This window comes from Actinomadura miaoliensis (assembly GCF_039536785.1).
Classification (GTDB): domain Bacteria; phylum Actinomycetota; class Actinomycetes; order Streptosporangiales; family Streptosporangiaceae; genus Spirillospora; species Spirillospora miaoliensis.
This window is the reverse complement of sequence record NZ_BAAAZG010000028.1, coordinates 21123-43497: the sequence shown is the minus strand read 5'-3', so window position 1 is coordinate 43497 and position 22375 is coordinate 21123. Positions and strand designations below refer to the sequence as shown.

General features: G+C 73.1%; 19 protein-coding genes. 9 read left to right on the top strand and 10 right to left on the bottom strand.

Annotated elements, in window-relative coordinates; genetic code table 11:
• Positions 1 to 61 precede the first annotated feature (61 nt).
• Positions 62 to 529 (top strand): MarR family winged helix-turn-helix transcriptional regulator, encoded by a 468-nt coding sequence (locus ABD811_RS21385; RefSeq protein ID WP_344950415.1) that lies wholly within the window; start codon positions 62 to 64, stop codon positions 527 to 529.
• A 10-nt stretch (positions 530 to 539) separates the two neighbouring features.
• Here ABD811_RS21385 and ABD811_RS21380 read toward each other — a convergent pair whose 3' ends face one another.
• Both ABD811_RS21380 and rpsD read right to left on the bottom strand, forming a co-directional pair.
• Complete coding sequence (locus ABD811_RS21380; RefSeq protein WP_344950412.1) at positions 540 to 1427, bottom strand: TauD/TfdA dioxygenase family protein; 888 nt, start codon at positions 1425 to 1427, stop codon at positions 540 to 542.
• Between the two features lie 91 nt (positions 1428 to 1518).
• Positions 1519 to 2124, bottom strand: coding sequence for a 30S ribosomal protein S4 (gene rpsD, locus ABD811_RS21375; protein WP_344950409.1), 606 nt, complete (start codon positions 2122 to 2124; stop codon positions 1519 to 1521).
• Positions 2125 to 2191: 67 nt separating this feature from the next.
• On the opposite strand from rpsD, the gene ABD811_RS21370 reads away from it, so the two are divergent.
• Entirely contained in the window at positions 2192 to 3070 is an 879-nt protein-coding gene (locus ABD811_RS21370; RefSeq protein WP_344950406.1) for a DUF2470 domain-containing protein, read from the top strand.
• A gap of 330 nt (positions 3071 to 3400) precedes the next feature.
• Positions 3401 to 4633, top strand: coding sequence for a trans-sulfuration enzyme family protein (locus tag ABD811_RS21365; protein WP_344950403.1), 1233 nt, complete (start codon positions 3401 to 3403; stop codon positions 4631 to 4633).
• Positions 4634 to 4694: 61 nt separating this feature from the next.
• Here ABD811_RS21365 and ABD811_RS21360 read toward each other — a convergent pair whose 3' ends face one another.
• Positions 4695 to 5873 (bottom strand): DUF5925 domain-containing protein, encoded by a 1179-nt coding sequence (locus ABD811_RS21360; RefSeq protein WP_344950400.1) that lies wholly within the window; start codon positions 5871 to 5873, stop codon positions 4695 to 4697.
• 126 nt (positions 5874 to 5999) lie between these two features.
• Here ABD811_RS21360 and ABD811_RS21355 point away from each other — a divergent pair, with 126 nt between their 5' ends.
• Positions 6000 to 6857 (top strand): hypothetical protein, encoded by an 858-nt coding sequence (locus ABD811_RS21355; protein WP_344950397.1) that lies wholly within the window; start codon positions 6000 to 6002, stop codon positions 6855 to 6857.
• Between the two features lie 36 nt (positions 6858 to 6893).
• Here the strand turns inward: ABD811_RS21355 and ABD811_RS21350 are convergent, their stop codons facing one another.
• On the bottom strand, positions 6894 to 7571 hold the full coding sequence (locus tag ABD811_RS21350) for a uracil-DNA glycosylase (protein ID WP_344950394.1): 678 nt from the start codon (positions 7569 to 7571) through the stop codon (positions 6894 to 6896).
• 244 nt (positions 7572 to 7815) lie between these two features.
• On the opposite strand from ABD811_RS21350, the gene ABD811_RS21345 reads away from it, so the two are divergent.
• A complete protein-coding gene (locus ABD811_RS21345; RefSeq protein ID WP_344950391.1) occupies positions 7816 to 9522 on the top strand; it encodes a WS/DGAT/MGAT family O-acyltransferase in 1707 nt (568 codons plus the stop codon).
• Between the two features lie 806 nt (positions 9523 to 10328).
• Here ABD811_RS21345 and ABD811_RS21340 read toward each other — a convergent pair.
• Positions 10329 to 11504, bottom strand: coding sequence for a GH12 family glycosyl hydrolase domain-containing protein (locus ABD811_RS21340; RefSeq protein WP_344950388.1), 1176 nt, complete (start codon positions 11502 to 11504; stop codon positions 10329 to 10331).
• Between the two features lie 229 nt (positions 11505 to 11733).
• On the opposite strand from ABD811_RS21340, the gene ABD811_RS21335 reads away from it, so the two are divergent.
• Entirely contained in the window at positions 11734 to 13173 is a 1440-nt protein-coding gene (locus ABD811_RS21335) for an MFS transporter (protein ID WP_344950386.1), read from the top strand.
• Between the two features lie 3 nt (positions 13174 to 13176).
• Here ABD811_RS21335 and ddaH read toward each other — a convergent pair whose 3' ends face one another.
• Together ddaH and lpdA are read right to left on the bottom strand one after the other, a co-directional pair.
• Complete coding sequence (gene ddaH, locus ABD811_RS21330) at positions 13177 to 14079, bottom strand: dimethylargininase (protein WP_344950383.1); 903 nt, start codon at positions 14077 to 14079, stop codon at positions 13177 to 13179.
• Positions 14080 to 14311: 232 nt separating this feature from the next.
• Positions 14312 to 15715: a dihydrolipoyl dehydrogenase gene (lpdA, locus tag ABD811_RS21325; protein WP_344950380.1), complete on the bottom strand. Its 1404-nt coding sequence runs from the start codon at positions 15713 to 15715 to the stop codon at positions 14312 to 14314.
• Positions 15716 to 16292: 577 nt separating this feature from the next.
• Between lpdA and ABD811_RS21320 the strand changes: the two genes are divergently transcribed.
• Together ABD811_RS21320 and ABD811_RS21315 are read left to right on the top strand one after the other, a co-directional pair.
• Positions 16293 to 16754, top strand: a complete 462-nt coding sequence (locus tag ABD811_RS21320) for a hypothetical protein (protein WP_344950377.1) — start codon at positions 16293 to 16295, stop codon at positions 16752 to 16754.
• Positions 16755 to 16820: 66 nt separating this feature from the next.
• The gene (locus ABD811_RS21315; protein WP_344950374.1) at positions 16821 to 18248 is read left to right on the top strand and encodes an MFS transporter; all 1428 of its coding nucleotides are present in this window, start codon (positions 16821 to 16823) and stop codon (positions 18246 to 18248) included.
• Between the two features lie 45 nt (positions 18249 to 18293).
• On the opposite strand, the gene ABD811_RS21310 is transcribed toward ABD811_RS21315, so the two are convergent.
• The 3 genes from ABD811_RS21310 to ABD811_RS21300 all read right to left on the bottom strand — a co-directional run bounded on the left by ABD811_RS21310 (position 18294) and on the right by ABD811_RS21300 (position 20610).
• Positions 18294 to 18896, bottom strand: coding sequence for a hypothetical protein (locus ABD811_RS21310; protein WP_344950371.1), 603 nt, complete (start codon positions 18894 to 18896; stop codon positions 18294 to 18296).
• Between the two features lie 9 nt (positions 18897 to 18905).
• Positions 18906 to 19298, bottom strand: a complete 393-nt coding sequence (locus ABD811_RS21305) for a hypothetical protein (protein ID WP_344950368.1) — start codon at positions 19296 to 19298, stop codon at positions 18906 to 18908.
• A gap of 181 nt (positions 19299 to 19479) precedes the next feature.
• Entirely contained in the window at positions 19480 to 20610 is a 1131-nt protein-coding gene (locus ABD811_RS21300; protein ID WP_344950365.1) for an epoxide hydrolase family protein, read from the bottom strand.
• Between the two features lie 280 nt (positions 20611 to 20890).
• On the opposite strand from ABD811_RS21300, the gene ABD811_RS21295 reads away from it, so the two are divergent.
• Entirely contained in the window at positions 20891 to 22282 is a 1392-nt protein-coding gene (locus tag ABD811_RS21295) for a family 2B encapsulin nanocompartment shell protein (protein WP_344950363.1), read from the top strand.
• The last annotated feature ends 93 nt before the right edge of the window (positions 22283 to 22375 follow it).

Below are 22375 nucleotides of genomic sequence, written 5' to 3'. Positions count from 1 at the left end.
GCGGGAAGCCGTACGGGGCGCACGCGCGTTGTCAGCGGGCAGGACGGGGGAGGAGGCGGGGATGGGGACGACCGCGGAGAGGGACGGGGTGGTCCGCGAGTTCGGCGCGCTGCTGGGCGCGGCGGCGCTGCTGGAGCGCATCGCGGGCCGGGAGCTGGAACGCCGCTGCGGCATCCGGCACGTGGCGTTCGAGGTGCTGCTGCGGCTGTCGGAGGCCGACGGCCCGCTCACCATGGGCGGCCTGGCCGAGCAGATGATCCTCACCAGCGGCGGCATGACCCGGCTGGTCGACCGGATGGAGGCGGCCGGGTACGTGCGGCGGCACGCCGCGCCCGGCGACCGGCGGCGGCAGCTGGTGGAGCTGACCGACGCCGGCCGCGCCAAGCTGGCCGAGGCGCTCCGGGTGCACGCCGCGACCCTGGACCGCCACTTCGCCGGGCCGCTCGCGCCCGAGCGGCGGCGTCAGCTCGTCGAGGCGCTCGCCGTCCTGCGCGAGCACGCCCGCCGCGAACTCGGCAGCCTCGGCTGAGGCCGCCGGGTCACAGGTAGCGGGCGGCTGCGGTCTCGGCGGGGGCGTCGGCGCCGGTGACGCCGCCGGGGCCCTTGGGCACGCCGTCGTCGATCTCGGCGGGCGCGTTGATGGTGACGCGGTGCATCTTGCGGCGCTGGGTGTAGTCGGCCACGGCGTAGTGCTGGGTGGGGCGGTTGTCCCAGAACGCCAGGGTGCCGACGCGCCAGCGCAGCCGCACCTGGAACTGGGGGTCGCGGACGGCGTCGAACAGCAGCGGCAGGATCTGCTCGTTCTCCCGGCGGGACAGGCCGACCAGCCGGGTGACCGACGAGCGGTTGACGTACAGCGCCTTGCGGCCGGTCTCGGGGTGCACCCGCACCACCGGGTGCACCACCGGCGGGTTCTTCTCCTGCATGTCGCGCAGGTCCAGCCGGTGGCCCTTGTCGATCGCCTTGGTGACCGACATGGTCAGGTCGTGCTCGGCGTACAGCTCGTCGCACAGGCGCCGCAGCCAGGGCGCCAGCGACTCGTACACCAGGTACATGTTGGCCCACAGGGTGTCGCCGCCGACCTCGGGCAGGATGACCGCGCGCAGCAGCGAGCCCATGGGCGGGGTCTTCATGAACGTGTTGTCGCTGTGCCAGGAGTCGCCGCCCTCGCCCTTGGGGTCGGTCTGGTCCAGGACGTGCACCGCGCTGCCGGAGACGTCCATGGGCGGCAGGTTGGCGGTGCCGAACCGCTTGGCGAACGCCACGTGCTGCTCGTCGGTGATGTGCTGGTCGCGGAAGAACAGCACCATGTGGTCGAGCAGGCCCTGCCGGATCGTCCGCACCTGCTCCTCGTCGAGCGGCTTTGCGATGTCGACGCCGGTGACCTCGGCGCCGATGTTCCGGGTCATGGGGTGGAATTCGATCATGTCCTGGCCTCCATCGATCACCAAGCAATCGCTAGGTTGATGCTAACCGATGGAGGCGGACGCCTGTCCAGTCCCGGGGCCGGCCGGTGGCTCAGCGGGAGTAGTGCTCGACGACGAGCTGCTCGTCGCAGATGACCGGGATCTCCGCGCGCTCGGGCAGCCGCGCCAGGCGGGCGACGAGCGCCTCGTGCCGCACCTCCAGGTACGGCGGAACGCCGTCGGCGTGCGCGCCCGCCGCCGCCTCGGCGAACGGCACCATGTCGCGGCTGCGCGGCGCGATGGAGATCACGTCGCCGGGCCGGACGCGGAACGACGGCCGGTCCACGCGCCGTCCGTTCACCAGCACGTGCCGGTGCACGACGAACTGCCGGGCCTGGTAGATGGTGCGGGCGAACCCGGCGCGCAGGACGAGCGCGTCCAGGCGGCGCTCCAGGTCCACCAGCAGCGCCTCGCCGGTCTTGCCCTCGACCTTGGCGGCCTTGGCGAAGGCGTTGCGCAGCTGGGTCTCGCGGATGTTGTACTGCGCGCGCAGCCGCTGCTTCTCGCGCAGTCTCAGCTTGTAGTCCGACTCCTGCTTGCGGCCGCGGCCGTGCTCGCCGGGCGGGTAGGGGCGGGCCTCGAAGTACCTGACGCTCTTGGGGGTCAGCGGAATGCCGAGCGCCCGGGACAGCTTGATCTTGGGCCGGGGGTTGTTCACGGTGCTCCTCGGGTGCTTAGGTAAGCCTTACTTAGGTAACCCTAACTTACAGCGTCAAGGAGGGGCCGTGAGCGAGCAGCCACACGACCGGGCGGACGCGCACCCCAGGCGGCGGGACCGGACGCCCCGTCCGACGGCGGGGGAGCGGGCCCGCACCCTGGCCTACGGGATCGCCGACGGCGTCCTGACGGTGCCGGACGTGCCGTACGCCCCCGTGCCCGCGCACGCCACCGACCACGACGGCCGCCCGCTGCTGCTCGTCGAGACCGGATCGCCCGTCGTCGCCGCCCTGCGCGGCGAGCCCGACCTGCCCGCCATCCTGCAGATCGGCGACGTGGCGCCGGTGCCGTTCCCCGACCGGGTGCGCGGGCGCGCCTGGCTGCACGGCTGGGTCACCGAGGTCCCCGCCGCCGAGCGCCCGCACGCGGCGGCGGTGCTGGCGCGCCTGCACCCGCGACCCGAGGTCCTCGGCATCCGGTCCGGCGACCGGGGCGTGGACGGGGCCGAGCCGTGGACGCTGCTGGCGCTGGAGGTCGCCGAGGTCGAGATCGCGGACGCCTGGGGCGGCGCCGCCGTCGAACCGGAGGTCTACGCCGACGCCGCGCCCGACCCGTTCGTGGCCGTCGAGGCGGGCGTGCTGTCCCACCTCGACGCCTTCCACCGCGACGAGCTGGCGACGCTGCTGCGCGGACTGGTCGCCACCCGGGCGGCGCCCCGGCACGAGGCGCCCTGGAACGAGGGGCTCGCGGCCGTCGGGCGCGCCGCGACCGTGCGGCCGCTGGCCCTGGACCGGCACGGCATGTGGCTGCGCTGCGCTCACCCCGGGGAGGGGGACGGCGCGGCGCCGTGGACGACGGACGTGCGGATGGTGTTCCCCGAACCGGTCAGTGATCTCCCCGGTCTGCGGTGCGCGTACCGGCGGCTGTTCGCCGCCGCGTCCCGCTGAGTCCCACCACCTACGTGGACGAGATCCGGCCACCTCGTAGAGGAATCCGGGTCGGTTGCCGGTGTTGTCCCGGATGTGGAAACGCCCGCCGCCGGGTGATGCTCGGTACTCCGGCCGTGGGCGGCCCGCGGCGTCCGGCTCGGCCGGCTCCGGGGAGTCTTCGCGGGGTTGGCGATCCGGAGCGGGATCGGGGACGGGCCTCTCCGGGCGTCCGGGGCGTCCCGGCCGGTGACGGTGGCCCGGCGCCGCGATGTTCACGGGGACGCGGCCCGGGCCACTCTTCGCGATTGGATCTGTCGACGCCGCGCGTCCCGCCCGCACCCTGGTGACATGAGCGACGTACACCCGACGAACGCACAGTCATCGAACGCGCAGTCATCGAACGCGCAGCGTCCGCAGACGCGGGCCGTCCACCCGACCGTCGAAACACCCGTCGGGAGCCGGCCGTTGAACGTCCCCCTCTACCAGGGGCACCTGTTCGCCTTCGACGACGCCGACGCCTTGGCGGCGGCGTTCGACGGCCCGCGCGCCGCGTACCTGTACGGACGCATGGGCAACCCCACCGTGCGCGCCTTGGAGAACGCCGTGGCCGAGCTGGAGGGCGGCACCGGCGCGTACGCGACCGCCTCCGGGATGGGCGCGATCAGCGCCGTGCTGCTGGCGCTGCTGCGCACCGGCGACCACGTGATCGCCCAGTCCGGCCTGTACGGCGGGACGTGGGCGCTGCTGCACGACCTGCGCGAGCGCTGGGGCGTCGAGGTCAGCGAGGTCTCCGGCGACGACGCCGGCGAGGTGCGCGCCGCGCTGCGCCCCACCACCCGCCTGCTGTACCTGGAGACCATCGCCAACCCCATGACGCAGGTGGCCGACATCCCCGCGCTGGCCGCCGTCGCCCGCGAGGCCGGGGTCACCACCGTCGTGGACAACACCTTCGCGCCGCTGCTGTGCCGTCCGCTCGACCACGGCGCCGACATCGTGGTGCACTCGGCCACCAAGTACATGGGCGGGCACGGCGACATCGTCGGCGGGGTCGCGGTGTTCGCCGACCCCGCCGTGCACCGCCGCGTGTGGGACCACGCCGTCGAGCTGGGCGCCACCGCCGACCCGTTCGCCGCCTGGCTGGTGCTGCGCGGCCTGGTCACGATGCCGATGCGCGTCGAGCGGCAGAGCGCCACCGCGCTGGAGCTGGCCCGGCGCCTGGCCGCCCACCCGTCCGTCGAGGGCGTCCACCACCCGGGGCTGCCCGGCCATCCGCAGCACGAGCTGGCGGGCCGGCTGCTGTCCGGCGGCTACGGCGGCGTGCTGTCGTTCGACCTGGCGGGCGGACGCGACGCCGGGCGCGTGTTCGTCGAGTCGGTGCGCGTGGCGTCGCTGGCACCGTCGCTGGGCGACGCCGCGACACTGGTGATGCACCCGGCCAGCACCTCGCACCGGCAGCTCGACGCCGCCGCGCTCGCCGCCGCCGGGATCGGGGAGGGCACCGTCCGCGTCGCCGTCGGCCTGGAGGACCCGGACGACCTGTGGGCCGACATCGAGCAGGCCCTTGCCAAGGCCGCGGGCTGACCCCGGGCACCCCCACCCGGCCCAAGCCCATCGCCGCGTCGCGGCCGGGCCCGCGCGGGCTCTACAGGTAGAAGCCGGTCGCCGTTCCGGAGGGGGCGTCCCCGTCGCGGGGGCGTCCGTCGCCCCGGAGCAGTGCCGCCAGCTCCGCCAGCGTCGCCCCCTCGGCGGGGACGGCGGCGCCGGCGGGCGCGTCGTCGCCCAGCCACGTCAGCGCCTCCGGCCGGGTGAGCGGCCCCACCTCGATCTGGGCCAGGCAGCGTCCCGGCCGCACCACCGCGGGGTGCAGGCGCGCGATGTCCTCATTGGTGGTTATCGCCACCAGCACGTTGCGGCCCTGCCCGAGCATCCCGTCGGTCAGGTTGAGCAGCCGTGACAGGCCCTGGCCCGTCGACTGCTTGGCCTCGCCGCGGATCAGCTCGTCGCAGTCCTCCAGGATGAGCAGCCGCCAGCGGCCCTCGTCGTCGTCATCGTCGCCGATGGTGACGCGCATCAGGTAGCTGGGCGTGCCGAACAGCGCCTCGGGGTCGAGCACGCAGTCGGCCTGGCACCACGAGCTCCACGCGCGGGCCAGCGCACGCAGCGCGGTGGTCTTGCCGGTGCCCGGCGGGCCGTGCAGCAGCAGGAGCCGCCCGTGCGCCTCGTCGCGGCCGAGGCCCATCACCCGGTCCAGCTCGCGGGCGACGCGCGCGGTGTAGTTGCCGCGGATGTCCGCCCAGGCGTCCGCGGTGATCGTCCGCTCGGTGCGCTGCGGGCCGTGGCCCAGATGCCAGAAGCCCATCTGCACCGCGGACTCGTCGACCTTCGGCGGCTCGACGGCGTCGCGGACGCACTCGTCCATGACCGAGTCGGCCAGCTCCTCGCTGACCGCCGACACCTCCACGTACGCCGAGCCGGTGTTCCAGCGGATCGTGAGCAGGCTCCAGCCGTCGCCCTCGGCCAGTTCCGCCACCCGTGACTTCTCCCGCGACACCCGCACCACCCGGGCGGTCGGCGGGCGCAGCGGCGCGTCGGCGCGCACGTGGTCCAGGTGGGTGGAACGCCCCCACGGGTGCTCCCCGGTGGCGAACGGACGCAGCGCCATGACCTGCATCACGTCGGCGTGGCCGTTGTTCTCGTCCAGGTTGAACACCACAGGCAGCCCCAGCTCGCCCTGGAACACGGGCTCCCGGGCGGGGGCGGGCTGCTGCCGGGCCTGGGGGAGACGGACGACCTCCCGGGGCCCTTCCTTGGACGCGGACATGTTTCGATCATCAGGCGTGACGGCCGCAGCCGTCCAACGAATTACCGATGATTCACCGAGGGATCGCCGTGTACGCCCCATCTCTGCCATGGTGGGAGGGACGTGATCCTGTGAAGGGGGATGAGCATGGAACCGTTGGACGCGGCGGCGGACGCGCACGCGCTCATCCGGGACCTGCTCCCGGTGCTGGCGCCCACCGCCTGGTTCGACGGCGGAACCTCGGAGGTCGTGGTGCCGGTGGGCCGGTCCGAGGCCCGCGCCTCCACCTGGACGCTGCTGGAACGGTGCGCGCGGGCGCCGCGCCCGGCCTGGCCGCGGCTGGTGGACGAGTGGTTGCGCGAGGCCCGCGACCGCGCCTTCCTGGCGATCGGCGAGATGGAGCTGTTCGGCGACCTGCGGGAACTGCTGCGGCTGCGGATCGTGCCCAAGCTGGATCCGCGCGACCGGGAGGGCCTGGTGGTGGTCCCGGCCGGGGACCATTTCGACGCCATGGTGATGATCGAGCACCCCCGGTACGGCGGCCCGCTGACCAAGGCGCGGGCCGGGCTGCTCGGGCTGCGCCGCCTCGGCTACGTGGTGACCAACACCCACGACCGGGAGCTGGCGGACGTGGCGGCCCGCGAGCAGCCGCTGCTGCTCGGCGAGAACGTGCGCGTCGTCACCAAGCCCGGCAGCCGGTACGTGTCGGCGCTGCTGGGCGAGATCGACCAGTTCCTGCCCCGGCACAACCCGTACGGCGCGCTGGTGGGCGTGCCGAGCCACAGCACGCTGCTGCTCTACCCGATCACGTCGACGGCGGTGCGCCGGGTGCTGCCCGTCTTCGCCGACGTGGTCCGCGAGATGCACGACGACGCCGACGACCCGTGCGCGCCCGGCGTGTACTGGAGCCACGGCGAGCGCCGCCTCACCCCGCTGCGGCCGCCCGCCGACCTGGAAGGCTCCACCGAGTTCGCCGCCCTGCTCCGCCGCCTCCCCGACGCGTAGTCACGGGGGCTTGCGCGGGTCACGGGAGCCTGCGGGCTACGGCAGCTTCCAGTCGAGCGGCTGGGCGCCCTGGCGTTCGAGGAGCTGGTTGGCGCGGCTGAACGGGCGGGAGCCGAAGAAGCCGCGGTCGGCCGACATCGGGCTGGGGTGGGCCGACTCGATGCACGGGACGGCGCCGAGCAGCGGCTTGAGGTCGCGGGCGTTGCGTCCCCACAGGATCGCCACCAGGGGACGGCCACGCGCGGCCAGGGCGCGGATGGCCTGCTCGGTGACCTCCTCCCAGCCCTTGCCGCGGTGGGAGTTGGGCCTGCCGGGCATCACCGTCAGGGATCTGTTGAGCAGCAGCACCCCCTGCTCGGCCCAGGGCGTCAGGTCGCCGGTGGACGGCTGGGGGTGTCCGAGGTCGTCGCAGTATTCGCGGAAGATGTTGATCAGGCTGCCGGGCAACGGCCGCACGTCCGGCGCCACCGAGAAGCTCAGGCCCACCGGGTGACCCGGGGTCGGGTACGGGTCCTGGCCGACGATCAGCACTTTGACCTCGTCGAACGGCTGGGTGAAGGCGCGCAGGATGAGGTTTCCGGCGGGCAGGTAGCGGCGGCCGGCCGCCACCTCGGCGCGCAGGAAGTCGCCCATGGCGGCGATCCGTCCGGCCACCGGCTCCAGCGCCCGGGCCCAGCCCGCCTCCATGATCTCGGTGAGTGGTCGTGCCGTCATGACCGACCAGCGTAACGGCGTGATCTCGGGCCCGTTCGCCGAACGAGCGTTTGATATCCCAGTAAGATCTCTTGACCTCATGCGGTCAGAAAAATTGCTCGTTTTCTATGCTTCAGGCCGGTGAACTGCGACGAATGCCCTGTTAAGTCCGCGTTACTTTCTGAGGTGGCGCATTGACGTACCGTCCCGTACCGGCATACCTCTCGGAAGAGCAGCAGACTTCGACAGGGACGGGACGACGAGCATGAGCCAGCTGACCGCCGTGGACGCCGCGTTCCTCAACGCCGAGACGGACACGACGCACGCGCACATCGCCGGGGTCGGGATCCTGGACCCGGCCGCCTGCCCGGGCGGCAGGCTCACCGTGGAGGACGTGGCGGACGTGGTCCGGCGGCGCGCCCACCTGGCCCGGCCGCTGCGGCAGCGGCTCGCCCAGGTCCCGCTCGGGCTCGACCTGCCCTACTGGGAGGACGACCCGGACTTCGACCCCCGCCGGCACATCCTGGAGATCGCCCTGCCCGCCCCCGGCGGTCCCGCCCAGCTCAGCGAGGCCGTCGCGATGCTGCACGAACGCCCGCTCGACCGGGCCCACCCGCTGTGGGAGCTGGTGCTGATCCAGGGACTGGCGGGCGGGCGCGTGGCCGTCTACCTCAAGGTGCACCACGCCGCCATCGACGGCGTCATGGCCGCCGAGACCCTCGCCGCCTTCCTGGACCTGTCCCCCGTGCCGCGCGAGGTGCCGGCCGACGACGCCGAGCCCCGGCGCGCTCCCGGCCCGCTGCGCATGCTCCGCTCCGGGCTGCTCAAGACGGCGCTGCACCCGGTTCGCAGCGCCGTGACCATGGCCAGGACCGCGCCTTACCTGGACGAGATCCCCGTGCTCTCCCAGCTCCCCGGCGCTGGGCTGATGTCGCAGGTCGCGCAGGCGCTCGGCCGTGAGGAGATGCCGCGCGCGCCCCGCGTCAACGCCCCGCCCACCCCGTTCAACCGCCCGATCGGCCGCCGCCGCTCGGTCGCCTGCGGGGAGCTGTCGCTGGCGGAGATCAAGCAGGTGCGGCAGGCGCTGGGCGGCAGCGTCAACGACGTCGTCATGGCGATGTGCGCCAGCGCGCTGCGCATGTGGCTCGACAAGCGCGGCGAGCTGCCCGACCGTCCCCTGGTGGTGGGCGTGCCGGTGTCGCTGCGCCGCGGCGACGGCGCCGGCGAGGCGGGCAACCAATTGTCGATCATGTCCGCTCCGCTGGCCACCCACATCGCCGACCCGGCCGACCGCTACGCCGCCGTCCGCGCCGACATGGACGCCGCCAAGCGCCGCTTCGTGGCCTCCGACGGCGCCTGGGTGCGGCAGGTCAGCAGGCTCCTGCCCGCGCCCCTGGCCGGACCCGTCACCCGCATGGCCCTGCAGGCGCTGCCCACCCTGCGCGCCGTCCCGGCCCCGGCGCTGCGGCCCATCAACCTGATCATCTCCAACGTGCCCGGCCCGCAGTTCCCCCTGTACCTGTGCGGCGCCCGGGTGCTCGGCTACTACCCGATCTCCGTGGTCACCGACATCAGCGGCGGCCTCAACATCACCGTCTTCTCCTACGACGGCCAGGTCGACGTGGGCATCGTCGCCGCCCGCGACCTCGTCCCCGACCCCGCCGAGATCGTCGACCACCTGCGCGACGCCCTCAACGAGCTCAAGGACCTGGCCGACGCCGGCCGCGACGGCCTACCCGAGGAGGGAGGCGCGGTGGTGCCACGCCAGGCGAAGGGCGGCGGCGCCGGCGGGCTGCATGGGGGACGGGACGGTGCCGTCGAAGGCGGCCGGCCGCACGTCGCCCTCGGCGTTGACGGTGACCAGGCCGCCGAAGACCTCGGCGAACAGCGCGTCGTCGAAGACGGCCACGGTGAGGACGTCGACGGCCAGGGTGAGCGGGTCCACGCCCAGTCCGAGGCAGTGCACGCGTAGGCGGCCCTCCGCGCGGGCGCGGGTGAGGGTCCGGTGGAACGGCCATGACTCCTGGTCGAAGCCGGGGCCGTAGTCCTCGGGCGTGCCGAGCAGTTCCTCGCTGAACTCGCGCACCATGCAGCGCCACAGGTCCAGGTCGGCGCGCTCGTCGGTGAGGGGCTGGAACACGCCGACCGGCATGACCTGGTGCAGCCCCCCGGCGTGGGCGACCTTCTCGGGGTCGCGCCAGTGCAGCACGTACGAGCCGGACCGCGTCAGCGTCAGCGTGGTGATGGCGACCAGGGCCGGGCGGCGCGTCAGGTCGCAGGGGTCGCCGATGCGTGTTCGCAGGGGCAGGCCCGGGGACGAGGCGGCCAGTTCATGGGCGACGGCCTCGCCGACGTTCACGCCGTCGAAGTACTGCGCCGGCCCCAGCCGCAGTACGGGGTCGCCCTCCAGGGCGGCGTGCAGGAGCCGGTAGCTGAGGCGGTTCTCGAACACCTTGGGAGAAGCCAGGGCGGCCATCGCCTCCGCGTAGGTGCGGAAGCCCGGCGGCAGCCCGTCGGAAGGTTCCGCCACGGCGGGCGGGGCCGGGTGCGCGTCCCACACCAGCCGTAGGTCTTCCAGGGGGATCGGCGTGGCGGGCACCCATTCCGGGCGGCACAGCAACGAGGTGCCCGCGACGCGCGGTATGTCGTCGGGGTACCAGTCGTCGGCCAGACGGCCGAGTTCGTGACGGCTGCGGTTGAGGCGCGCGCGGACCTGTTCCCACACGCGCCTCAGCCTAGATCGTCCGGCGGGGCGTACGGCTCAGCCGCACGTGCCGCTCAGTTGGGCGTGCAGCGCAGCGACGCGGTGCCCGGGTTGCTCCCGGTGCCCTGGAAGCCGAAGCTCGTCGCGCCGTTGGCGGCGACCGCGCCGTTGTACGCCGCGTTGACGGCGCGCACCGACTGCCCGCTCTGCGTGACGGTGGCGTTCCAGGCGTTCTGCACGCGCTGGCCGCCGGGGAACGACCATTCGACGGTCCAGCCGTTCAGCGGCTGGGCGCCGGAGTTGGCGACCGTCACCGTCGCTGTGAACCCGCTGCCCCAGGAGTTGTCGACGCGCAGGTTCGCCGTGCACGCCCGGTCGCCCGTCGGCGGGTCCGTGGGCGGATCGGTGGGCGGGGTCGTGCCGCCGACGCTGACGGAGAACGAGTTCGTGGCCAGGCCCGCGCCGCCCTGCCAGATCTCGAAGCCCGCCTCCACGTCGATCAGGTACCAGGAGTTCTGGATCTGGCCGCGGCCGACGGCGTCGCGTGTGAAGGCGCGCAGGTCCAGGTCGGAGACGGACGAGGTGCCGGACGTGCGGACGTAGGCGATGTACTTCCAGTCCATCTGTGCCGTCCACACGTCCCAGGTGGCGCCGGCGATCTGCACGCCGGTCGCGACGCGCGACCCGGCCGGCTGCACGCCGCCGTTGTGGTTGAGCCAGATCATCACCTCGGCGCCGTCGGGTGCGCCGGTGGTGGTCGGCGTGGTGTTGTACCAGAGGTCGTAGGAGACGTTGTACGCGCCGCTGCCGGTCTGCGTCGTGCTCCAGCTGCTGGTCACCGCGGGCATGGACCCGACCTGCACCGGCAGCCCGCTGTTGGACGTGCACTGGCCCCAGTGGCATCCCTTGAACAGGGACGGGTACGCAGCGGGCGCGCCGCTGGTGCTGTTCTGGTGGCCGGAGGAGTCGACGCGGAACGACGTGCCGTCCACGGTGATGCACTGCGGGGTGGACGCGCCCCAGATGTTGTTCTGGGCGACGTACTGCCCGCCGCTGACGGAAAGGGTGTCGGTGGCGCCGCACAGTTGTGTCGCCGCGTGCGCGGGGAGCGCGACGCGCACCGCCAGGCCGGCGGCCAGCACCAGCAGGCCGAGCGCGACGGCGACGGCGGCGGCCGCTCTCCTGAGCGGCGTCCCGCCGAGGGACGCCGTGCTGGGTGGGGGCGGCGAGGTTCTCAGGGGTGAGGACATCGTGGGATCGCTCACTCTCCGGGCCGGACGGGGACCGGCCCTCCAGGGGTGGGAGCGCTCCCAAATTCGGCGAACGGGTCTCCGGGTGTCAAGCGGACGCGCACGTCCCGCGCCCCGTCCGGCCCGCTGACCGGTGGCTCCGCCGCGCACGCCGGTGAAAGGCCGGTGAAAGGCGACCGGAACACGCCGTTCACCGAGCAGGCGAAAGGCTGCCTTATCGTGAGTAAACGTGCAAAACGAAAAAACCCTTACGCGTGCCCCGTCCCCGACCCTGCCGCCGACCTCCCCGCTCACCTCCAGGGACACCCGCGTACCCGCCCTCGCGTGGACGCTCTGGGCGGTCGGCGTGGCCGCGTACGTGGTGGCCGTTTTGCACCGCACCTCCTTCGGCGTGGCCGGGCTGGACGCCGTCCACCGCTTCGACACCTCCGCCGGGATGCTGGCCTCGTTCACCGTCCTGCAACTGGTCGTGTACGCGGGGCTGCAGATTCCCGTCGGGCTGATGCTCGACCGCCTCGGCCCGCGCCGCATGATCGCGGGCGGCGCGCTGGCGATGGCCGCCGGGCAGGCGCTGCTGGCGTTCACCACCGACATCGGCACCGCCGTCGTGGCGCGCGTGCTGGTGGGCGCGGGCGACGCCATGACGTTCATCAGCGTGCTCAGCCTGGTGACGGTGTGGTTCCCCGCGCGGCGCATCCCGGTCGTCACCCAGCTCACCGGCCTGCTCGGGCAGACCGGGCAGGTGCTCAGCGCCGTCCCGCTGGTGGCGTTGCTGCACGGCCCCGGCTGGAGCGCCGCGTTCGGCTCCGCCGCCGGGCTGGGCGTGCTGGTCGGCGTGCTGGCGCTGGCGGTGCTGCGCGACGCCCCGCCCGGAAAGGAACGCGCCAAGGCGCCCGGCCTGGCCGAGGTCGGCGGCAACCTCGTCGCCGCCTGGCGGCACCCCGGCACCCGTCTGGGCCTGTGGACGCACTTCGTCACCCAGTTCTCGGGCACCGTCTTCGCGCTGATGTGGGGCTACCCGTACCTGGTGTCCGGGCAGGGCATGGCGCCGTCGTCGGCCAGCACGCTGCTGACGGTGTTCGTGCTGGCCACCATGGTGTCCGGCCCGTACGTCGGGCGGCTGGTGGCCCGGCACCCGCTGCACCGCTCCTGGCTGGTGCTGGGCGTCGTCGCCCTCAACGCCGGCGCGTGGGCGGCGGTGCTGGCCTGGCCGCCGCCCGCGCCCGCCTGGCTGCTGGTGGTCCTGGTGCTGTGCGTGGCGCTCGGCGGCCCCGGCTCGATGATCGGGTTCGACTTCGCCCGCACGTTCAACCCGCCGACCCGGCAGGGCGCCGCCACCGGCATCGTCAACATGGGCGGGTTCTGCGCCGCGCTGGTGACGATCCTGCTGATCGGGTTCGTGCTGGACGCGCTGTCGCCGGGCCGCGAGTTCACGCCCGAGGCGTTCCGCGTCGCGTGGATGGTGCAGCTGCCGATCTGGATCATCGGCGTGACCTGCCTGCTGCGCAGCCGCACCCTGGCCCGCCGCCGCCTGGCCGAGGAGGGCGTCACGGTGCCGTACCTGCGCCACACCGTGCGCCGCACCGTGCGCGCCGCCGTCCGCCGCTCCCCGGGCCGCCGTTCATCGGAGCGCCGTTCCCCGGAGCGCCGTTCGCCGGGGCGCCGCTGAGCGCTACGGCGCCGCCTGCCCCGCCCGCAGTTCCAGCGTGCAGCACTTGGGGCCGCCGCCGGCCTTGCGCAGCTCCGACAGGTCGACCGGGACGGGCTCGTACCCGTGCCGCCGCAGCGTCGCGATCAGCCCCGTGGCCTCGGCGTTGATCACCACGTTGCGGCCGTCGCAGACCGCGTTGAGGCCCAGCACGGCCGCGTCCCGCTCGTCGGCGACGATCGCGTCCGGGAACAGCCGCTCCAGCACGGCGCGGCTGCCGGGGGAGAACGCGCCCGGGTAGTAGGCCACGTTGTCGTCGCCGAGCGGGAACAACGCCGTGTCCAGATGGTAGAAGCGGGGGTCGACCAGCCGCAGCGTCACCACGGGCACGCCGAGGAACTCCTGCGCCTCCTGGTGGGCCGCCACCTCGGTGCGGAACCCCGTGCCGGCCAGGATGAGGCGGTCCAGCGTCAGGAAGTCGCCCTCGCCCTCGTTGGTGTGGACGGGCTCGCGCACCTCCGGGAAGCCGTTGGCGCGCAGCCACGCGGCGTACGCGGGGCCCTCGGCCGCCCGCTGGGGGTGGGCGAACCGCGCCCCGTACGCCCGGCCGTTCACCACCAGAGCCCCGTTGGCGGCGAACACCATGTCGGGCAGGCCCTCGACCGGGTCGATCACGCTGACCCGGTGCCCCAGGCCCAGGTAGGCGGCGCGCAGCGCCTCCCACTGCGCCACGGCGCGGGCCGCGTCGGCGCCCGCCGCCGGGTCCATCCAGGGGTTGATGGAGTAGGTGACGGCGAAGTGCTCCGGGCGGCACATCAGGAAGTGCCGCGGCCGCGCGACGCGTGCGCCGCGCTCCGGTTGCTCGCCGCGCTCCACGCTTTCCGGCAGTGGCGAGGACGCCGGTTCCATCGCCGGGGACAGGGTCATGCGGGTCTCCCGAAAGGCTTCCCAGAGGGGGATCAGATGATCGAAAGCCTAGGAATCGCAGGGGCCCCGAACCAAGCCGCCGACCTTGCGTTGACCTGCGCGTTCGTTGCGTCTTACGGCCCCGCGGCGGCGATTCGTTGCACCGTCGCCGCGCCGGAACCGGCGGGTGACACGGCGGCGCCCGGTGCGCCGGGACGGACGCACCGGGCGCACCGGGCGGACGGCGTGGTGATCAGAGGTTGATCATGTGCCCGGCGGCGCCGTGCACCGCCTCCTTGATCGCCTCGCTGAGGGTGGGGTGGGCGTGCACGTTGCGGGCGACCTCGTGCACGGTCAGGTCCCAGCGCTGGGCCAGGGTCAGCTCGGGCAGCAGCTCGGTGACGTCCGGGCCGATCATGTGGGCGCCCAGGATCTCGCCGTACCGGGCGTCGCTGACCACCTTGACGAACCCGTCGGAGTCGCCGAGGCCGAGGGCCTTGCCGTTGGCGCTGAAGGGGAACTTGGCCACCTTGACGTCGTAGCCCTCCTCGCGCGCCTGCGCCTCGGTCAGCCCGAAGCTGGCGACCTGCGGCTGGCAGTACGTGGCCCGCGGGATCATCACGTACTCCAGCTCCATGGTCTCGGCGTCGGCGATGGTCTCGGCCGCGACGACGCCCATGGCCTCGGCGGTGTGCGCCAGCATCAGCTTGGCGGTCACGTCGCCGATGGCGAAGATGTGCGGCACCGAGGTGCGGCAGCGGCCGTCCACCGCGATGGCGCCCCGGTCGGTCAGCGCCACGCCGGTCTTCTCCAGGCCGTAGCCCTCCACGTTGGGCTGGAACCCGATGGCCTGCAGGACCTTGTCGGCCTCCAGCACCTGCTGCGTGCCGTCCTTGCCGGTGACGGTGACCTTGACGATGTCGCCGGAGTCGTCGATGGCGTCCACGCGGGTGGACGTCAGCACGTCGATGCCGAGCTTGCGGTAGCGGCGCTGCAGCTCCTTGGACACCTCGGCGTCCTCGTTGGGCACCATCCGGTCGAGGAACTCGACGATGGTCACCTTCACGCCGTAGTTGTGCAGCACGTAGGCGAACTCGACGCCGATCGCGCCCGCGCCCGCGATGACGATGCTGCGGGGCAGCTCGGAGGTGAGGATCTGCTCCTCGTAGGTCACCACCCGCTCCGACAGCGACGTGCCGGGGAGCAGCTTGGTGTGCGCGCCGGTGGCGATGATGCAGTGGCCGAAGGTGACCGTCTCCGAGGAGCCGTCGCTCAGGGCCACCTGCAGGGTGTTGGGGTCGGTGAACGTGCCGCGTCCCTCGAAGGAGGTGATCTTGTTCTTCTTCATGAGGAACTGCACGCCCTTGACCAGGCGGTCCGACACCTGGCGGCTGCGCCGGAACGCCTCGCCGTAGTCGAAGGTGACCTGGCCGTCGACCTTGATCCCGTACGTCTTCGCCTCGTGGGTGAAGATGTGCGCCAGCTCGGCGTTGCGCAGCAGGGCCTTGGAGGGGATGCAGCCGACGTTGAGGCAGACCCCGCCCCAGTACTTCTCCTCGATGATCGCCGTCTTCAGCCCGAGCTGTGCCGACCGGATCGCGGCGACATAACCACCCGGGCCGGCGCCCAGGACCACGACGTCAAAGTGATTGCTCATTCTTGTGACGATATTCGGCCGCGGCGGGTCCTCGCATCCCGACCCGGCACCTGTGTGACCTGCGTCCCGGCGGCCGTCGCGCGGTGCGGCCCGCTGGTGCGGGACGGGCCGTGCCGCGGCGGTCCGGCCGGGGCGCGCGGGGACGGGTCGGCGGGGCGCCGTGCGCGCGGGCGGGGGACGCCTGTTAGTGTTTCGAGCGGCCCCACGTGGTCACGACTCTTCTGCGTAGCGCGGGGGCGCGTGAGCGACGCGACCTTCGACCTGACCTGGAACCTCTCGCGTCGGCCGCATCGTTGTCGCCTCATCGGCCCGCCGGACGTAGCGTGCCCGATCCTCGCCGTCCGGCCCGCCCGGGGCACGCCGCGGCCGCGCCCACGGCCCCGCCCCGGCGCCCGGACACCATCCGGCGCGGGCGCGGCCGGCCGGTCCCCGCCGGGACGACACCCGGCGCGCCGGCGCACCCGGGGCGCCGACGCCCGGGACGTCGCCCCGGCCCGGCGGTCGAGGGCGGCGAGGGGACGCGGCGCGCGGGGTACCGGGCGGATCACGGAGCGGCAGAACCGGAGGAGAGAGCCGAGTGAGGATTCCCAAGCGCGTCAACGCCGTCCTGGACCGGGCGGAACAGCACTTTGGCGCTCTTGCGGCCGTCGTGGCGCTGGCGGCCGCGGCCGCCGCGGCGATGTGGATCCCCCTGCTCGCCGGCTTCATCCTCGGCGTCGCCGTCGGCGGCTTCCTGGTGCATCTGCGCAAGGCCCGCCGGATGGCCCGGCTGCGCGCCGAGATCGACGACCTGCTGCGCCAGAACGGCGCGCTGCGGCACCGCAACAACGTGCTGGCCAGCGGTGTGATCACCAAGGAGTCCCAGGTCACCCAGGCGCTGCTGCAGATCCCCGAGGACGGGCTGCTGAAGATCGAGAGCGACCCCGGACGCACCCAGCGGCTGCCCGAGCTGCCCGACGACCTCGACGTCTCCGGCTCCCCGGAGGACACCCTGGAGGAGGGCGCGGGCGGCGACGCCAACGGCAGATCGTCCGGCTAGCCCGGATATGGCGGGGTAGATCCGCCGCGTGCCGGGGATGTGTACCGGCCGGAGGTGATCGCGTCGATGTCCATGAGCAAACCGCCGTCGCACGGACCCGCCGGCCCCGCCGGGCCGGGCGACCCGCCGGCACCGGACGAGGGACGGGGCGCCGACCCGGCCGCGGTGAAGAAGGCCGTGGTCGCGTCGGCCATGGGCAACTGCATCGAGTGGTTCGACTTCGGGGTGTTCACCGCCGGGGTGATGACCTCGATCATCGGCACGGTGTTCTTCCCGCACGACGCCGCGGGCAGCGCCACCCTGCGCTCCTTCGCGTTGATCGCGGCGGCGTTCGTGGCGCGCCCGTTCGGCGGGCTGTTCTTCGGGCCGCTCGGCGACCGGCTGGGCCGCAAGCGGGTCCTGGCCGCCACGATCCTGCTGATGTCCGGCTCGACGTTCTGCATCGGCATCCTGCCCGGCTACGCCACGATCGGCGTCGCGGCGCCGATCCTGCTGCTGCTCGTCCGGCTGGTCCAGGGGTTCTCCACGGGCGGCGAGTACGGCGGCGCCGCCACCGTCATCGCCGAGTACGCGCCGACCCGCAGACGCGGCTTCTTCGGCAGTTTCCTGGAGCTTGGGACGCTGGCCGGCTACGCCTCCGGCGCCGGGCTGGTGCTCGCCGTCGACCTGCTGCTCAGCCGGCAGGCCATGCACTCCTGGGGCTGGCGCATCCCGTTCCTGATCGCGCTGCCGCTCGGCCTGGTCGGCCTGTACGTGCGCAGCCGCATCGAGGACACCCCCGCGTTCCGGCAGATGGAGCGGGCCGGGGCCAAGGCGCGCTCGCCGCTGCGCGAGACGCTGGCGCACAACTGGCGCATGATCCTCAACCTGATCGGCATCGTGTTCCTGCTGAACGTGGCCGTCTACACGCTGCTGACGTTCATGCCGTCCTACCTGACCGACAACCTGGCGACCGGCGAGGTCACCGCGCAGCTGATCACCATCGGCGTGGAGCTGGCGATGATCGCGGTGATCGTGCCGCTGGGCGCGCTGTCGGACCGGATCGGGCGCAAGCCCCTGCTGCTGGCCGCGGCCGTCGGGTTCCTGGTGCTGTCCTGGCCCGCGTTCGCGCTGATGCAGACGGAGCGGGCGCTGGGCGTCGCCGCCGGGTACGCGATCATCGGCGGGCTGCTGGTGCCGATCCAGGCGGTGATCGGGGCGACGTTCCCGGCGATGTTCCCGACGCGGGTGCGCTACGGCGCGTTCGCCATCGGCTACAACGTCTCCACGTCGCTGTTCGGCGGGACGTGCGCGGTGCTCGTCGGTTCGCTGATCAAGGCGACCGGCACCAACTACATCCCGGCGTTCTACCTGATGCTTGCGGCGCTGGTGGCGCTGGCGCCGATCCTGCTGATCCCCGAGACGGCGGGCGTGCCCATCCAGCGCGTCGGACGGCCCCGGCCGCGCCGCGCCGCCGCGGCCCGGTCCCGCCGCCTCGACCTCGGCACCCGCTAGGCCGGGGACGGGGGCGCCGGGGAAGGGGGCGCGGGGGAAGGGGGCTCAGTCCCAGTCGGCGTCCGTCCAGAAGCGGGCGCGCCGCCACGCCTCCTCGAACTCGGCGGCGTCGATCACCTTGGAGAGCAGGGCCGGGTTGTACAGGTCGACCGGCGGGTTCAGGGGCCACACCGTCTCGTCGGAGGCCACGGCCTCGCCGTCCGGGCGGATCTCCACCTGCCGGATGCGGCGCCCGTCCGGGCCGTGCTCGGTGAGGAAGACGTAGTCGGCGAACCCGTCGTCGCCGGCGCCGTCCGGGGCGCCGTCGGGGTCCTCGGAGTCCAGATCCCAGTCGCCGGGGGCGCGCAGGTGGACGCGGTCCCGGCCGGCCAGGGCGCCGAAGCCCGGCAGGCGGCGCTGCCGGTTCCGCCTGGCGCGCAGGCTCTCCAGCGAGACGTCGTCCCTCGCCGGATCGTCGACGTCGGCCTCGTCCAGGTCCCAGTCCTCGGCCTTGGCGACCTGCTCGGGGTCGGTCACCACCTCCGTCTCGGCGAAGGTGGTGACGACCTCCTCAGGGGACACCGCCCAGATCCACCACCACACCCCGCCCATGCCGTAGTCGTGGCAGACCAGATACCGCGTCTTCCCGTTCCGGGTGCTCATGGTCATGACGCCCGATTATCCGGTGGCCGTCAGGCGCTCCAGGGCGCCGTCCAGCAACTCCCAGCCGTCGATCTCGACCGGCCCGGCGTCGAACCCGTGGCCGCGGTGCGACGCCTCGTCCAGCAGCGCCCGCACCACCCCGGGACGATGCAGGTTCAGGTAGGCGTCGTCGTCGCCGCGTACGACGCCGCCGTCGTGCAGCAGACCGTCGGCGACGAGACGGCCGGGACCCGCGCGAAAGACGATGTTCAGCAGCCCGGACGAACCCTCCCGGCGGACGGTGAGCACCTCCCGGCAATCGATGGTCTGAGGGCGACCCGTGTCGTCCTGCCCGCGAACATGAGCGTGGCCCGCCCCCCAGTAGTAGACGTCCGCCCCCACCAGGAGGCGTCGGTATCGGCGCCGCATGCCCCGCATGCAACCAGCCATCTCCAGGCGTGCGCGACAGGTTTTCGGCCCGTGTTCCCCCGGGAGCCTGGCTTCGACGGGCCGCGCCCGGCGCGCCCGGGGGCCTGTGTGCGCGTGCGCAGGCCCCACGTCGGCGGCCGGGCGGGGGCCGTCTTTCGTCAGACGGATACGCCCGGAACGGTCAGCGCAGCGGGCGGAAGAACGCCCGGATGAGGGACGTCAGCAGTTCCGGGGCCTCCAGGGCGGCGAAGTGGCCGGCCTCGTCGTGCTCGGTCCAGTGGGTGATCTCGTTGTCGCGTTCGGCGAAGCGGCGGACGGTGGAGTCCCCGCGGAACACCGCTACGCCGGTGGGGACGGGGGAGCGCGGGACGGGCTTGCCCCAGGAGTCGCTCGCCTCCCGGTAGAGGCGGATCGCCGACCCGGCCGTGCCGGTGAACCAGTAGACGCTCACGTTGGTCAGGACGGCGTCGCGGTCGAGATCGTCCACCTTGGCGCCGTGGTCGTCATACCAGTCGGCGTACCAGGCCAGCTGCCCGGCGGGCGAGTCGGCCAGGGCGTAGGCCAGGGTCTGCGGACGGGTGCTCTGCACCACCGCGTAACCCGAGTACTCGTCGAACCGCTCCAGCAGCGCCAGGCGGGCCTGGTCGGACTCCGACAGGTCCTCCAGCTCGGCGGGATCTCCCGAGGGCACCGTCACCAGCGCGTTGACGTGCACGCCCACCACCCTGTCCGGGGCGGTGCGGCCGAGTTCGGGCGCCAGCAGCGAGCCGAAGTCGTTGCCCTGCGCGCCGTACCGCTCGTACCCCAGGCGCCGCATCAGCTCCGCCCAGGCCCGTGCCACGCGCTCCAGTCCCCAGCCGCGCTCGCGCGTCGGCCCGGAGAACGCGAAGCCGGGAATGGACGGCGCGACGACATGGAAGGCGTCCCCGGGGTCGCCGCCGTGCGCACGCGGGTCGGTCAGCGGACCGACCATCCGGCTGAAGTCGGCGAACGTGCTCGGCCAGCCGTGGGTGAGGATGAGCGGCAGCGCGTCCGGTTCCGGCGAACGGGCGTGCAGGAAATGCACCCGCTGGCCGTCGATCTCGGTGGTGAACTGCGGAAATTCGTTCAACCGCGCCTCGTGCCGCCGCCAGTCGTATTCGGTGCGCCAGTATTCGGCCAGCTCTTTCACCCGTTCCAGCGGGATCCCGTACGACCAGCCCACCCCGGGGAGCTGGTCGGGCCAGCGGGTGCGGGCCAGCCGGTCGCGGAGGTCGTCCAGATCGCCCTGCGGTACGGCGATGCGGAACGGTCGGATCTCGGTGTCTTCCATGGCCGAAACGCTAGGCGGGGTGGCGGTCACGGGACGTCCGCGATGGTCGGCGGGATGCCGTCCGCGGCGGATGCCGCCATCGCGGCGCAGGTAAAGCAGGGGTAAGAGAAGTGTCCCGTTGCGTTTGAATGATTACGATGGGTAGCGTCGCTGGCGGATGCGGGCCGCGCATTCCGAAAGCAGCGTCCGCGGCAATTTCCACGCGTTTTCCGTGGGGCTGTCGTGTGCGTTCCGACGATTCGCGGTTCCCGTGACGGCGACAACGGATCGGTGGTGGACCGTGACCGAACAGCAGTTCAGCCTCGCCACAACGGCTGCGCGCAACCTGGCGACGACGACCAAGTCCGTCCCGCAGATGCAGAACATCACCTCGCGGTGGCTGCTGAAGCTGCTGCCGTGGGTGCAGGCGTCCGGCGGGGCGTACCGGGTGAACCGGCGCCTCACCTACACCGTGGGCGACGGCGTCGTGACCTTCGTCATCGAGGGGTCGAACGTGCGGGTCATCCCGCAGGAGCTGGGCGAGCTGCCGCCGCTGCGCGGCTACGAGGACGAGGAGGTGCTGCGGGCGCTGGCCGGCCGTTTCACCCAGCGCGAGTACGCCCCCGGCGAGACGATCGCCGAGGCGGGGCAGCCCGTCGACCAGGTGTTCCTGATCGCGCACGGCAAGGTCAACGAGATCGGCGCCGGCGAGTACGGCGGCGAGGCGGTGCTCGGCGTGCGCGGCGACGGCCGGTACTTCGGCCACACCGCGCTGCTGGACGAGCAGGGCCACTGGGAGCACACCTACCGCGCCCTGACCCCGTGCACGGTGCTGGCGCTCAGCACCGACGAGTTCCGGCAGGTGCGCGAGAACGCCGAGTCGCTGCGCGACCATCTGGCGCAGACGAGCGACGGGTCCGAGCCGGCGCGCAACGAGTACGGCGAGGCCGCCATCGAGCTGGCGTCCGGCCACGAGGGCGAGCCGGTGCTGCCGGGCACGTTCGTCGACTACGAGCTCGCGCCGCGCGAGTACGAGCTGAGCGTGGCGCAGACCGTGCTGCGCGTGCACACCCGCGTCGCCGACCTCTACAACAAGCCGATGGACCAGGTCGAGCAGCAGCTGCGGCTGACCATCGAGGCGCTGCGCGAGCGGCAGGAGCACGAGCTGATCAACAACCGGGACTTCGGCCTGCTCGCCAACGCCGACCTGCGCCAGCGCGTCCCCACCCGCAGCGGCCCGCCCACCCCCGACGACATGGACGAGCTGCTGACGCTGGTGTGGAAGGAACCGGCGTTCTTCCTGGCCCACCCGCGTGCGATCGCCGCGTTCGGCCGCGAGTGCAGCAGGCGCGGGCTCTACCCCGACACCGTCGACATGGGCGGCCACAAGATCCCGGCCTGGCGCGGCGTGCCGATCTACCCCTGCAACAAGATCCCGGTCAGCGCCACCCGGACCAGCTCGATCCTGCTGATGCGCACCGGCGAGGCGGCGCAGGGCGTGGTCGGCCTGCACCAGACCGGAATCCCCGACGAGTACCAGCCGGGCCTGTCGGTGCGGTTCATGGGGATCGACGAACGGGCGATCATCTCCTACCTGGTCAGCGCCTACTACTCGGCGGCGATCCTGGTGCCCGACGCGCTGGGCGTGCTGGACAGCGTGGAGGTCGCGCACGGCGACGGCGCGGCCGCCTGAACCGTCCGTGCCCTTGCAGGAAGCGGCCCGGCGGGCCGGGGCGCGGGCGGGCGCACCGGGCCCGCCGTGCCCGCCCGGCCCGCCGGGCCGGGA